The organism is Trebonia kvetii, from assembly GCF_007827045.1.
Classification (GTDB): domain Bacteria; phylum Actinomycetota; class Actinomycetes; order Streptosporangiales; family Streptosporangiaceae; genus Trebonia; species Trebonia kvetii.
In genome coordinates, this window is sequence record NZ_RPFW01000004.1 from 380,778 (window position 1) to 394,107 (window position 13,330).

Annotated in this window: 15 protein-coding genes; 13 read left to right on the forward strand and 2 right to left on the reverse strand. The window is 68.7% G+C overall.

Features of this window, described 5'->3' with window-relative positions; genetic code table 11:
• Positions 1-14 precede the first annotated feature (14 nt).
• The 6 genes from EAS64_RS21695 to EAS64_RS21720 all read left to right on the forward strand — a co-directional run bounded on the left by EAS64_RS21695 (position 15) and on the right by EAS64_RS21720 (position 6,088).
• Positions 15-1,481, forward strand: coding sequence for an aldehyde dehydrogenase family protein (locus tag EAS64_RS21695; RefSeq protein ID WP_145855473.1), 1,467 nt, complete (start codon positions 15-17; stop codon positions 1,479-1,481).
• Positions 1,482-1,536: 55 nt separating this feature from the next.
• The gene (locus EAS64_RS21700; protein ID WP_246115803.1) at positions 1,537-2,424 is read left to right on the forward strand and encodes an aldehyde dehydrogenase family protein; all 888 of its coding nucleotides are present in this window, start codon (positions 1,537-1,539) and stop codon (positions 2,422-2,424) included.
• A 417-nt stretch (positions 2,425-2,841) separates the two neighbouring features.
• Entirely contained in the window at positions 2,842-4,149 is a 1,308-nt protein-coding gene (locus EAS64_RS21705) for a citrate synthase (RefSeq protein WP_145855477.1), read from the forward strand.
• A gap of 191 nt (positions 4,150-4,340) precedes the next feature.
• Positions 4,341-5,087 (forward strand): DedA family protein, encoded by a 747-nt coding sequence (locus EAS64_RS21710; protein WP_145855479.1) that lies wholly within the window; start codon positions 4,341-4,343, stop codon positions 5,085-5,087.
• A 113-nt stretch (positions 5,088-5,200) separates the two neighbouring features.
• On the forward strand, positions 5,201-5,749 hold the full coding sequence (locus EAS64_RS21715) for an ATP-binding protein (RefSeq protein ID WP_145855481.1): 549 nt from the start codon (positions 5,201-5,203) through the stop codon (positions 5,747-5,749).
• Between the two features lie 129 nt (positions 5,750-5,878).
• Positions 5,879-6,088, forward strand: a complete 210-nt coding sequence (locus tag EAS64_RS21720) for a hypothetical protein (RefSeq protein WP_145855483.1) — start codon at positions 5,879-5,881, stop codon at positions 6,086-6,088.
• 78 nt (positions 6,089-6,166) lie between these two features.
• On the opposite strand, the gene EAS64_RS21725 is transcribed toward EAS64_RS21720, so the two are convergent.
• Positions 6,167-6,829 (reverse strand): DUF3043 domain-containing protein, encoded by a 663-nt coding sequence (locus tag EAS64_RS21725; protein ID WP_145855485.1) that lies wholly within the window; start codon positions 6,827-6,829, stop codon positions 6,167-6,169.
• Between the two features lie 220 nt (positions 6,830-7,049).
• Here EAS64_RS21725 and EAS64_RS21730 point away from each other — a divergent pair, with 220 nt between their 5' ends.
• The 7 genes from EAS64_RS21730 to EAS64_RS21760 all read left to right on the forward strand — a co-directional run bounded on the left by EAS64_RS21730 (position 7,050) and on the right by EAS64_RS21760 (position 12,649).
• Complete coding sequence (locus tag EAS64_RS21730; RefSeq protein WP_222849497.1) at positions 7,050-7,838, forward strand: PspA/IM30 family protein; 789 nt, start codon at positions 7,050-7,052, stop codon at positions 7,836-7,838.
• A complete protein-coding gene (gene pspAA, locus EAS64_RS21735; RefSeq protein ID WP_222849498.1) occupies positions 7,835-8,128 on the forward strand; it encodes a PspA-associated protein PspAA in 294 nt (97 codons plus the stop codon). Before EAS64_RS21730 ends, pspAA begins: the two co-directional genes overlap by 4 nt.
• Before the next feature lie 218 nt (positions 8,129-8,346).
• Complete coding sequence (htpX, locus tag EAS64_RS21740; RefSeq protein WP_145855489.1) at positions 8,347-9,303, forward strand: zinc metalloprotease HtpX; 957 nt, start codon at positions 8,347-8,349, stop codon at positions 9,301-9,303.
• 6 nt (positions 9,304-9,309) lie between these two features.
• Positions 9,310-9,903: a PspA-associated protein PspAB gene (gene pspAB, locus EAS64_RS21745; RefSeq protein WP_145855491.1), complete on the forward strand. Its 594-nt coding sequence runs from the start codon at positions 9,310-9,312 to the stop codon at positions 9,901-9,903.
• 159 nt (positions 9,904-10,062) lie between these two features.
• A complete protein-coding gene (locus EAS64_RS21750; RefSeq protein ID WP_145855493.1) occupies positions 10,063-10,413 on the forward strand; it encodes a HesB/IscA family protein in 351 nt (116 codons plus the stop codon).
• Between the two features lie 73 nt (positions 10,414-10,486).
• A complete protein-coding gene (locus EAS64_RS21755; protein WP_145855495.1) occupies positions 10,487-11,461 on the forward strand; it encodes a carbohydrate kinase family protein in 975 nt (324 codons plus the stop codon).
• A gap of 198 nt (positions 11,462-11,659) precedes the next feature.
• Positions 11,660-12,649, forward strand: coding sequence for a cytochrome c oxidase assembly protein (locus EAS64_RS21760; protein ID WP_145855496.1), 990 nt, complete (start codon positions 11,660-11,662; stop codon positions 12,647-12,649).
• Positions 12,650-12,652: 3 nt separating this feature from the next.
• On the opposite strand, the gene EAS64_RS47965 is transcribed toward EAS64_RS21760, so the two are convergent.
• Positions 12,653-13,225, reverse strand: a complete 573-nt coding sequence (locus EAS64_RS47965) for a sulfurtransferase TusA family protein (protein ID WP_439333614.1) — start codon at positions 13,223-13,225, stop codon at positions 12,653-12,655.
• Positions 13,226-13,330 lie beyond the last annotated feature (105 nt).

Here is a 13,330-nt window from a genome sequence, read left to right on the forward strand (position 1 = left end):
CTGAGGGTTTGAGTATGCGGTCTGAGTTCGGCCCGGTTTCCGGAGTAAGCCCGCAGCTGACGCTGCGCGGCTCGTACGGGCTTTTCATCGGCGGCTCGTTCGTGCGGGGCTCTTCGGTATTCAAGACGATTTCCCCGGCCACCGAGGAAGTCCTCGCCGAGGTGACCCACGGGACCACGGAAGACGTGGACCGGGCGGTCGCCGCGGCCAGGCAGGCCTACGAGCGGGTCTGGTCCATCATGCCGGGCAGGGAACGGGCCAGGTACCTGCTGCGGATCGCGCGGCTGCTCCGCGACCGGGCACCAGAACTCGCGCTGCTCGAGTCGCTCGACAGCGGCAAGCCGATCAGGCAGACGAGGGACGTGGACCTGCCGCTGGCGATCGCGCACTTCTTCTATCACGCGGGCTGGGCGGACAAGCTGGCCTACGCGGGGTTCGGCGCGGCCGCCGGCGGGCCGGCGCGGCCGCTTGGCGTGGTCGGCCAGGTGATCGGCTGGAGCTCTCCGCTGCTCATGCTGGCGTGGAAGATCGCCCCGGCCCTGGCCTGCGGGAACACCGTGGTGCTCAAGCCGGCGGAGAGCACGCCGCTGACCGCGCTCGCGTTCGCGGAGATCTGCGCCGACGCCGGGCTGCCGCCCGGTGTAGTCAACATCGTGACCGGCGACGGTCTCGCCGGGCAGCTCGTGGCCGGCCACCCGGGTATCGACAAGGTGGCGTTCACCGGATCGCCCGAGGTCGGCAAGGAGATCGCGAAGTCGGCCGCGCTGTGGGGCAAGCGGCTCACCCTGGAACTCGGCGGCACCGCCGCGAACATCGTCTGCGCCGACGCGGACGTCGACGCGGCGGCCCGCGGCATCGTGGAGGGCGTGTTCATCCGCCAGGGCCACGCGTGCTGCTCGAGCTCGCGGGTGTTCGTGCAGGAGGCGGTGCTCGACGAGCTGATGGCCGCGATCAAGCTGCGGATGTCGCTGCTGCGCTCCGGTGACCCGCTCGACGAGAGCACCGACATCGGCGCGGTCAACTCCGCGAGCCACCTCGATAAGCTCAGCGAGCTCGCCAGCTCCGCCGATGCGGAGGGCGCGGTGCGCTGGTCGGCGCCGTGCACGCAGCCGGACCGCGGATTCTGGTTCCCGCCGACGATGTTCAGCGGCGTCGGCGAGGAGCAGCGCATCGCCAGGGAGGAACTGTCCTGGCCGGTGCTCACCGTGTCCTCGTTCGTCACCCCCGAGGAGGCGGTGGAGCGGACGAACGGCACGCGCTACGGCCTTTCCGCCGGGGTCTGGACGCGGCAGGGCGCGCTGAACGCGTGGCTCGCCGCGCGGCTGCGGGCCGGCGTGGTCTGGGCGAACTCATTCGGCAGGCTCGACCCGGCGGTCCCGTTCGGCGGCTATCAGGAGTCTGGCCTCGGCCGGGAGGGCGGCAGGCACGGCCTCGAGGCCTACCTGGACATCCCTGGCCTCGGGGCGGTCGATGTCTACTAGCACGGCAGGCACTCCCGCCTTCGGGGGTCCGGGAGTCGTCCCCCGGGAGGGCACGGTGCCGGATGCGCCGCCGCGCGCGCCGAGCCGCGTCCGCGCCGCACCGCGCACCACCCACCGGCTCTTCATCGGCGGCGCGTTCCCGCGGGCGGCGAGCGGCCGGACCTTCGACGTGCACGGGGCGGACGGCGCCTTCCTCGCCAGGGCCGCGCTGGCGGCGGGCAGGGACGCGAGGGACGCGGTGGTGGCGGCGCGCGGCGCGTTCCCCGCCTGGTCCGGCATGTCCGGATACGACAGGGGACAGGCGCTTTACCGGGTCGCCGAGGTGATGGAGGAGCATCGCGCCCAGTTCGCCGGCCAGGTACGGCGGGCGACGGGAGGCTCCGCTGACGCGGCCTACGCCGAGGTGGACGCGGCGGTGGACCGCTGGACCTGGTACGCCGGCTGGGCGGACAAGATCACCCAGGTGCGCGGCACGGTCAACCCGGTGGCCGGCCCCTTTGGCACCGTGTCGCTGCCGGATCCCGTCGGTGTCACCGCCGTCCTCGCCCCGCAGGACAGCGCCCTGCTCGGCCTCGTCAGCGTGCTCGCGCCGGCCATCGTCAGCGGCAACACGGCTGTCCTGGTCGCCAGCGAGCGCCATCCGCTGCTCGCCGTGGCGCTCGCCGAGGCGCTCGCGGCTGCGGAGCTGCCGGCCGGCGTGGTGAACGTGCTCACCGGCGAAGTCGCGGAGATCGCCCCGTGGCTGGCAGCCCACCAGGACGTGAACGCCATCGACCTGGCCGGCGCCCCAGGCGCCCTCGCCGACGACCTCGCCGTCGCCGCCGCGGGCACACTCAAGCGCGTCGTCCGCTTCCCCGCCGCCGACTGGACCACGGAACCAGGCCTCGAGCGCATGTTCGCCACCCTGGAAACGAAGACCATCTGGCACCCCCTCGGCACCTGACAAGATCGTTAAGCCGTTGCCCGTGTCATTACCGGGGTTATAACCCCGGTAATGACAAGGCAATTTTCGAAATGATCTTCGCGGCCCGGAGCCGATGTTCGCCGACGGCGCCAGGCATGGGGCGCGGGGCAACGCCAGCGGCCGGTTACCTCGCGAGTGATCGCCGGGGCTCTTGTCGAGTACGGCGGGGCCGAAAGAATCGCGATTTTTGACATTGGCCCCGCCAGGCTCGGCCTCGGGGGCCCGCTGGCGGCAACTGTGACGGTTGTCCCATCTTTTCTTGGTTTCACCTGGGCATAAGGCGGACTAGCGTACGGGTATAAGACTTCTGGACCCCAACGGGGCGGTGCCGCGGTCGGCGATCCCGGCCAATCGATCATGCGCTCGTCCCGTGCGAAGAGCGTGAAAGGGACGCGAATGCCCGAAGCATCGTCCGGCAATGGAAAAGTAGCGCTGCATTACGGCGAAGGCAGCGAACTCGACCTGCCGGTCAAGTCCGCCACCGAGGGTTCCGCGGGAATCGAGGTGACGAAGCTCCTGGCGACCACCGGGATGGTCACCCTTGACCCGGGGTTCGTCAACACGGCCGCGTGCTCCTCGGAGATCACCTACATCGACGGAGACGCGGGCATCCTTCGCTACCGCGGCTACCCGATCGAGCAACTGGCAGAGAAGTCGTCCTTCCTCGAGGTCAGCTACCTGCTGATCCACGGAGAGCTGCCCACGGACACGCAGCTGCGGGAATTCACCCAGCAGATCACCAGGCACACCCTGCTCGACGAGGACCTCAAACGGTTCTTCGACGGCTTCCCGCGCGACGCGCACCCGATGCCCGTTCTGTCCAGCGCCGTTTCCGCGCTGTCGACCTTTTATCAGGATAACCTGAACCCGTTCGACGAGCCGAACGTGCACCTGTCCACCATCCGCCTGCTCGCCAAGGTGCCCACGCTTGCCGCCTACGCGTACAAGAAGTCGGTCGGACAGCCGCTGCTGTACCCGGACAACTCGCTGAACTACGTCGAGAACTTCCTGCGGCTCTGCTTCGGCCTGCCCGCCGAGCCGTACGAGATCGACCCAGAGGTCGCCAAGGCCCTGGACATGCTGTTCACCCTGCACGCCGACCACGAGCAGAACTGCTCCACCTCCACGGTGCGCGTCGTCGGCTCGAGCGAGGCGAACCTGTTCGCGAGTATCTCGGCCGGCATCATGGCCCTGTTCGGCCCGCTGCACGGCGGCGCCAACGCGGCGGTGCTCGACATGCTCGAGGACATCAGGGACCAGGGCGGCGACGTCAACGCCTACGTTAACCGGGTGAAGAACAAGGAGCCCGGCGTCAAGCTGATGGGCTTCGGCCACCGGGTCTACAAGAACTACGACCCGCGCGCCCGCATCGTTAAGGCCACCGCCGACCAGCTGCTCACCAAGCTGGCGCCGAACGACCACCTGCTCGAGCTGGCCACCCAGCTGGAGGAAGTGGCCCTGCACGACGACTACTTCATCAGCCGCAAGCTGTACCCGAACGTGGACTTCTACACCGGCCTGATCTACCGGGCGATGGGCTTCCCGACCAAGATGTTCACGGTGCTGTTCGCGATTGGCCGGCTGCCCGGCTGGATCGCGCACTACCGCGAGATGATCCACGATCCCGCCACCAAGATCGCCCGGCCGCGCCAGGTCTACACCGGCCCCGCCGAGCGCGACTTCCTGGAGATCGAGAAGCGGTAGCCGCCGCTACCCACCCATTGCGAACAGGGCACGCCGGTCCCAGATGACACCGTGCGGTTGTTTGGCGGGCCCGCTCGACAATGACGTCGAGCCGGCCCGCGAAGCCCCGCACCCGTTCGGGATCACCTTTTGTTTGAGGCGGTGGCCCGGCTTTGTTTGAGGCGGTGGCCCGGCGCGGATAGCGTGGCGCCGTGACACAAGAGCCGACGCAGGCCGACACGGACGGGCTGGCTGAGGCCAGCGAATCGCCCCAGGCGGAAAAGGACCCGTGGAGCGACCCCCGGCTGCCCTGGGAGGGCAAGCCGCGCCGGGTGGACATCGCGTGCTGGGCGGCCATCACCCTGAGCGGCCTCTACTACTTCGCCATCCTTCCGTTCCGCGCCAGCCTCGTCGGCACCCACCCGATCGTGCTCGTGCTGCTTAACGGGTCGACGGAGGGCATCGTGTCCACGGCCGCCTTCGCCCGGGTGAACCACGGCACGCTGGCCTGGGTGCTGCTCGCCTCGATCCCCGGTCTGATGAAGTTCGACCTGATCTTCTGGTGGGCCGGACGCCTGTGGGGCGAGCGGATCGTGCACGTGTTCGCCGGGCAGAAGGAGCGCTCGCGCCGGCGCGCGGAAAGATTTGTGGTGCGAGTACACCGCTGGGGCCGCTGGTTCACCTGGCCCGCCGTCATCGTCGCCCCGTTCCTGCCGTTCCCTAGCGCCATCATCTATGGCGTGGCCGGCTGGACGGGAATGCGGCTGGTCACGTTCCTGATCCTGGACGCGATCGGCTCCCTGGCCTGGGCCGGGATGCTCGCGGGACTTGGCTACGAACTGGGGCATCGCGCGGTCACTGTTGCACAAGAAGTGTCCAGGTATGGACTGTGGGTAACAATAGCCATCGTCGTTCTTGTGGTGCTCGGCCAAATGCGGGGTGTGCGGACGCAAAGGTAGCTGCACGTGCATATTGAACGTGCAGTTGGCCTTGCAGGTGCATGCGCTGATGCGGCAGGATAGGTGCTGGCGTCAATCACCCGGATGATGCCAGACCACACCCCGGGGTCACGATGAGTCTGCACCAGCTGGAAACGCTGCCCACCCGCACGCGCGTTCATCCCGCCGCGCGGCAGCCGCTCGACACGTCGGCCAGACTTGACCCGGCACCCCGGCGGCCGCGGATGATGCGGATGCCCGCCGACTGGTGGGACGCTCCGACGGCGGTGGTGTGCTCGCTGTCCCGTGGCCCGCAATCGGCGCGCGCGGCCCGGCGCCTGACCCGCAACACGCTGCGCGACTGGGGCCTGGCGTTCCTCGCGGAGGACGCGGAGGCAATCGTTGGCGAGTTCGTGGCGAACGCGGTCACCCATGCCGCGGCACTCGAGCTGTCGCGCAAGCAGGCGGCGGATGGCCTGGGGCTGCGCCTGCTGCGCCGCACCGGCGAGGTGATCTGCGCCGTCCTCGACTCGTCCGATGACGCGCCGGTGCTCAAGGCGCCAGGCTCGGCCGAGGAGTGCGGACGGGGTCTGCAGATGGTGGACGCGCTGAGCGACGTCTGGGGCTGGTCCCCGGTCGCCGGCCGTGGCAAGGCGGTCTGGGCGATCTTGTTCTGCGCCTGACCGGTTTGGTTGGTTGTCCGCGGCTAACCGCTTGACCCGGCCCGTGGAGGGGGGAGCCGGGTCAGGCGGTTAGCAGCGGTTCGCCGGTGCTAACCTCGCATGACGCAAACGCGAAGGAGGCGCGGCAGTATGCCCTGGACCTGGCGGTATGAGAAGGCGGACGGCGCTGTGGTAAGCGGTGTCGGCCAGCAGGAGGCGATCTTCGCCAGTCAGGGGGACGCCGAGAGCTGGCTGGGCGAGAACTGGCGGGAGCTCTTGGACAACGGCGTGGAGCAGGTCAGCCTCTTCGACGACGCACGCAAGGAATACGGCCCGATGTCGCTACAGCCGGAAGGCTGACGACCGCGCGCGACAGCGACACAAAAAACGTGGGCTGCCGGGGAGAACCCCGGCAGCCCACGGACGTTTATTGCGGACTTAGAAGTCGTCGCCCGGCTTGAGCCGCGGCGCGGGCGTGCGGAAGCGCCTGATCTGCAGGGCGCGCATGATCGCGTAGAAGCCGATGCCGCGCGTCGACTCGTTCGGCAGCCGCTGGGCGGCCAGCTTCATGACGGTACGGCGCAGCAGGTAGCCGTCGACGACGATGACCGCGATGATCGCGAGCAGGAAGATCTGCATGTAGTTCGCGAGCCCCGTGTTGGACTTGCCCGCGAACAGCGCGATGATCAGCAGGATCAGCGCGTACATGTAGAACTCCATCGGCCGCCGGTGCGCGTCGACGTAGTCCCTGGCCAGCTTCTTCACCGGCCCGCGGTCGCGCGGGCCGAGCGCCCACTCCTCGCCGGCGCGCATGGCCTGGAGCTGGCGGTTGCGGTCGGACCGCGCCTTCGCCTTCTCATCGGGCGTCAGCTTGCGCTTGGGGTCGGCGGGCTTGGTTGACCCACGGCCGCTGGTGGTCGAGCCGGTGACGGTGCGGTACCGGTTGGCCTCGGCCGTGCTGCGCTTGGGCGTCGGGCGCCCCTTGGCCGCCTGAGCGGCTGGCTTGTTCTTAGCCGGGGCGTCCGGGGTCTGCGTGCCCTGCGCACCTTGCGAGCCCTGGGCGTTGCTGTCCGTCGCCCCGGCGCTGTTGCGTCGGAACACAGCGCTAGCTTAGTGGCTGTTTTGTCTGCGGCGGACAGTAGCCAGTCACCCGTTGCCCGATTTGACCCGTAGCGCTACGGGGATACAGGGGAGGATAAGTGGCTACCACTCGCGGCAGCGCGTAGGGTTGATTGCGGTGAGCCGGCGGCAACTAGCCGTCGCCCGGGGGTGCGGTACCGCCGAGGCGACGCATCGTTAAATGAAGGGGACGGCCGCGTCTATGAGCGTGATGAAGCGAGTCTCGCTGATATTCCGGGCCAAGGCCGACAAGGCGCTGGACCGGATGGAAGACCCACGCGAGACCCTCGACTATTCGTACAAGCAGCAGGTCGAGATGCTGACCCGGGTCAAGCGCGGGGTCGCGGACGTGGCAACCTCGCGCAAGCGGGTTGAACTCCAGATGAACGCGTTGCAGAAGGAGATCAACAAGCGCGACACTCAGGCCAGGGACGCGCTGAGCAAGGGCCGCGAGGACCTGGCCCGAGCCGCGCTGCAGAACAAGGCCCAGCTCCAGGGCCAGTACACCGACCTGGACGCGCAGTTTGCCTCGCTGCAGGAGCAGGAGGAGAAGCTGACCCTCGCCGCGCAACGGCTTGACTCCAAGGTGCAGGCCTTCCGCACGCGGAAGGAGACCATCAAGGCGACCTACACCGCGGCCGAGGCGCAGACTAGGATCAACGAGGCCTTTTCCGGCATCTCCGAGGAAATGGGCGACGTCGGCCTGGCCATCCAGCGTGCCGAGGACAAGACCGCGCAGATGCAGGCGCGGGCCGGCGCGATCGACGAACTGCTCGCGTCCGGCGCCCTCGAGGACCACGTGAGCGGCGGCACGGACCAGATTCAGGCGGAGCTCGACAAAATCGGTGCGGGCACCGAGGTCGAGTCCGAGCTCGCCAGGATGAAGGGCGAGATCGCCGCGAGCGCGCCGAAGCAGATCGAGGGCAACGGCGCCGCTTCCCCGCAGCAGGAGGCAGCGCCTGCCGAGCAGCAGGCGGGTGATGGAGCGTGATCGTGCGGATCCTCGGTGAGGGGCAGTTCCGCGTCGACGAGGATGCCGCCACCACGCTGACCGCGCTCGACAAGGACCTGGACGCGGCTGTCCGCGACGAGCAGCAGGCGGCGTTCGCCGCCGCGCTGCACGCGGCGGTGGCGCTGGTCCGGGCCCAGGGCACGCCGCTCGCCGCCGACGAGATCGTAACCGCCGACTACATCCTGCCGTTCTCCGACGCCACCGTGGACGAGGTGCGCAAGCTGCTCGCGGACGGCACCATCCCCGGCGACTCGGTCGGCTTGCCCTAACACGAACAAGGCCGTACCAAGGCCGCAGGCAACGGAGCACCCTGCCCACGGCGAATCCGCGGATTCGCCGTGGGCAGAACCATTTCCGCAGCCTAGAGGCGGCTCGGCGGAACGATTCAGCGAGCACTCAGCGTTGTTCAGATAGATTGCATTAGACAGCCAGGCACGAGACGACAAAACCCGACAAGTCGCTAGCCTGGCTGGAACGGAGGTACGTAATGGCGACGCATACGAGGTATGCGCCCGACCGGGGCCTGACCGTCCGGATGACAGCGACGATGTTCTTCCTCGGCCTGGTGTTCGTTGCGTTCGTTGCGCTGATTATCGGCATCCTGACGGCCGCGCACGTGAGCAGCGGCGCGATCATCTTCTTCGCGCTGGTGTTCGGCGGAGGCACGGCGTTCATCTCGCTGTTCTACAGCGACAGGATCGCGCTGTCCGCCGCTGGCGCGCGGGAGGTCACCCCCCAGGAGGCCCCCAAGCTGCACGCGATCGTTGACCGGCTGTGCGCCCTGGCCGACATGGACAAGCCGCGCGTGGCGATCTCCCGCACAGACCTGCCGAACGCCTTCGCCACCGGCCGTAACAGCAAGCACTCGGTGCTGTGCGTCACCGATGGCCTGCTGCGCAGGCTCGAGGACGACGAGCTCGAGGGCGTGCTCGCGCACGAGCTGAGCCACGTCGCGCACAAGGACGTCCAGGTCATGACCTACGCCAGCCTGCTGGCGATCGTGGCGGGCCTGCTCGTGCGGTTCGCGTTCTACTCGGAGCTGTTCGGCGGCGGCCGCCGCAACAGCAACGACGGCAACGCGGCGCTGATCATCCCGCTGATCATGCTGGTCTCCGCGGTCGTCTACGCGATCAGCTTCCTGCTGATCAGGCTGCTGTCCAGGTACCGCGAGCTGGCCGCCGACCGTAGCGGCGCGCTGCTCACCGGGCAGCCGAGCTCACTGGCCTCCGCGCTGCAGAAGGTGAGCGGCGCGATGTCGCAGATCCCCATCAAGGACCTGCGGTCGGCCGAGGCGCTCAACGCCTTCTACTTCGCCCCGGCGATGCGGCTCAACGGCAAGTCGCTTGCGAACATCTTCTCCACGCACCCGAGCCTGGAACGGCGGCTCGAGGAGCTGGCGAAGGTGCAGAAGCAGCTCGGCCAGGTCGCACCGGACAACCGGTAACCGGCGATGGGCATCCTCGACACCCTCTTCGGCCGCACCAAGCCGGTGCAGCCGAAGCTTGATGACCTGTTCGCGCTGCCTGGGGCTGCCATCCAGCTCCAGGCGGCGACCGGGTTCACGCCGACCGGCTCCGGTTCGGTCTGCTTCCGCGCCGTGGAGGGCAAGACGTTCTCCGACATCCAGAAGGACGTCAGGGAACTGCTCGACATGGACACCGGCAAGCCGGGCGAGGCGGGGCTGCCCGTCGAGGTGACCAAGGACGACTACGGATACACCTGGCTCGTCAGCAACCACATGAGCGACGAGATGGACGGCCTGGTCACCGACCTGCACGCGGTGAATTCCGCGCTTGTCGACAACGGCTTCGGCCCGCAGCTGCTGTGCACCCTGGTGGCCTTCAGGGACGAGGCGCACCGTCCGTTCGCGCTTGTGTACCTGTACAAGCGGGGCACGTTCTACCCGTTCGCCCCGGTGCCCGGCCGCCAGGACCGGCGCGACAACGCATTGGAACTGCAGGTCAAGGGCATACTGGAGAACGAGCTCAAGATCGAGCCCGACCTCGCCCGCTGGTTCCCCGTGTGGGGGGCGCCTGGCCTGTGACCCAACCGGTCCTGATTGTGTGCTGTGACGTTTGACGGGGGCGCGGGCTTGACTTCACGCCCCATGGCAGGAATGTCGCGAGCATGCGTAGAGTTAAAAGCGAACGACGGTGCCGCGCGTTGCGGCAGCCAATATGAATACGACGGGAGCTAGTCACAGATGACCGTTCAGGACGAAGTGACGCAGCAGGGGATTACCCTCACCGAGGCCGCCGCCAGCAAGGTTGGCGCGCTGCTCGCCCAGGAGGGCCGGGATGACCTGCGGCTGCGGGTGGCCGTTCAGCCGGGTGGTTGCTCGGGGCTGCGCTACCAGCTGTACTTCGACGAGCGCTCTTTCGACGGCGACGTCGCCAAGGACTTCGACGGTGTCGGCGTGGTGACCGACAAGATGTCCGCCCCGTACCTGATGGGCGCGACGATCGACTTCGTTGACACCATCGAGAAGCAGGGCTTCACGATCGACAACCCGAACGCGACGGGCTCGTGCGCCTGCGGCGACTCGTTCCACTGACGCTGATCGCTTAGCGGCACGCAAGCAGGCACATCACCCATCCGTCGATAGCCGAATAGAGAACCCCTCAACGATGCGGATCGCAGTCACCGGGTCGATCGCCACCGACCACCTGATGATGTTCGCGGGCAAGTTCACGGACACGTTCATCGCCGAGAAGATCGACAAGCTCTCGGTGTCCTTCCTCGTCGGCGACCTGGAGATCAGGCGGGGCGGTGTGGCCGGGAACATCTCGTTCGGCCTTGGCTGCCTGGGCCTGCGTCCGCTGCTCGTCGGCTCCGTCGGCCAGGACTTCGCTGAGTACGCGGCCTGGCTGACGGCGCATGGCGTGGACACCTCGTGTGTCCGCACGTCGGCGACCAGGCACACCGCCAGGTTCACCGCCACCAACGACGAGACGGGCAACCAGATCGCCTCCTTCTACCCGGGGGCGATGAGCGAGGACGGCGAGATCGACATCATCTCGCTTGGCAACGCGCACGCCGTTGACCTGGTGGTGATCGGCGCCGGCGACCCGGCCGCGATGCAGCGGTTCACCGGCGACTGCCGCGCCGCCGGCGTCCCGTTCGCGGCGGACTTCTCGCAGCAGGTCGCCTTCCTGGACGGCGCGTCGATGCGCACGCTCATCGACGGCGCCGCGTACCTGTTCTGCAACGAGTACGAGGAAGCGGTCATCGAGCAGAAGACCGGCTGGACAAGCCAGGACATTCTGGACCGCGTGGAAACCAGGATCATCACCTTGGGCGCGGCAGGCGCCCGCGTCGAGCGCAAGGGCGCCGAGCCGGTGGTGGTCGGCCCGGTCAAGGACGCGACGTTCGTCGAGCCGACGGGCGCGGGCGACGCGTTCCGCTCCGGCTTCCTCGCGGCCACCGCCTGGGGCCTGCCCACCGAGCGCGCCATCCAGCTCGGCAACCTGATGGCCGTGCACGTCCTTGAGACCGTCGGCCCCCAAGAGTACGCCTTCACCGCCGCCACCCTGGCCGACCGCGCCAAGGCCTCCTACGGCCCCGAGGCCGCCGCGGACATCGCCGCCCACCTCCCGGTCTGACCAAGCACGTCGGCAGCCACCCCGCACGGAGACCAGATTTTCTCCGCGCGGGGTATCTGCTTTTCAAAGACCCGTCATCCCGAACGGGTTCGTGCTCCGCGTCGCCGCCACCGTTCCTCGGCCGCCGTCCCGCCCACCCCGCGTGCCCCGGCCGGCCCAGGGGGCCGCGCCGGCTACGACAGGGGGTAGTTTTGCGGTATGGCCCCGCTCGCGGCCGCTTACACCGGCCCCCCCAAGCTGACGCTGCACACGGCGTTCACCGAGTGGCGGCTCGACGTCCCGATGCTGCTGCTGATCCTGGCCGCCGCCGCCTGGTACCTGCTGTCCGTCCGGAAGGTCAGACGGGGCGGTGGCCAGTGGGGGAGCGGGCGCGGCTTCGCGTTCGTCGTGCTCGGCCTCGGCTTCTGGACCATCGCGACGATGGGCTGGCCGGGGGTGTACGAGGGCGTCCTGTTCTACGCCAGGGCCACCCAGACGGTGCTGCTTGTCCTCGTGGTGCCGCTGTTCCTGGCCATGGGCAAGCCGCTGACGCTGCTCACCACCGCTTACCCGGGGCCGGGCCACCGGATGGAGCGGATGGTGCGCAGCCGGGCCGCCAGGGTGGTCACCTTCCCCGCGATCACCGCGATCGCGCTGATCGCCGTGCCGATGAGCATGTACTTCACGTCCTGGTATACGGCGGTCTTCAACAGCGGCACGATCCGCGAGCTGACGTACCTGGCGCTGCTGGTTCCCGGGTACGCGTTCTTCTGGACGCTGCTGCGCGTCGACCCGGTGCCCAAGGAGTACCCGTACGGCGTCGGGATGTGGATCGCCGCCGCCGAAGTGGTCGGCGACGCGTTCTTCGGCATCGCGATCATCGCGAACACGAGCATCATCGCCGAGGCGCACTATCGCGCGGTCGGCTACCCGTGGGGTCCAAGCCTGGCCACCAGCCAGGTCATCGGTGGCGGCATCATCTGGATACTCGGCGACTTCGTCGGCCTGCCGTTCCTTGCGGTTCAGCTCATCCAGATGATGCGCGCCGACAAGCGCGAGGCCGAGCAGATCGACGCCGAACTCGACGCACGCGAAACCGCCGGCCAGCCCGCCGACGCCATCACCGGCACGGGGGCCGAGCCGGAGACGGCGGAACGTCCCTGGTGGGAGTCCGACTCCCGGCTCACCGACCGCTTCAAGCAGGCGTAGCGCCTAGTAGCGGCGTCGGACGCCGAACGCCCAGCCGCCGACTCGCAGGTCCGTGCGGAACACGCAGTCATGCGACTTCAGGCCGCACCAGGCGGGAACGTCGGTGTACGCGGCGGGGTCGTCGGCGAGCACCGCGATGACCGCGCCGACCGGGACCTCGACGATCCGCGCCGCGAGCATGATGATCGGGATCGGGCACTTGCGGCCAAGCGAGTCAATGGTCATGAGCGGCTCGGCCCCCGGCGGGACAACCCGGGGGACCACGGTGTCCGCCACCGCTGCCCGTGCGGCGTCCGTGACCTGCGAGATGAACACCGCGTCCGCCATCGGCGGCGCGCCGAGAAAACCCGCATCCGGCGCGGCGGCGGTCGGCGGCGAATCCCAGGGCGGCGGGGCTGGCGTGCCGATGGCCGCGGCGGGGACCGCCTCGTCGGCAAAGACAGCGGGCTCGTCGGCGAAGAAACCGGGAGCGGCGGCGGCAGGCGAGTCGCCGTCGCGGGAATCAACCGCCCGGCCGCGAGGGGCGGCATGCCGTCCGGCCGGCCGACCACGACGGCCAAGCCACGACGCGCTCATGCGGTGACCCTCACACCGTCCATAGTGCCCCGCTGTTGCCGCGCTACGCGCACGAATACGCAAAGAGGCACGATTGGGGCGCTGCGTGGGCATCTGTCCGCCGAA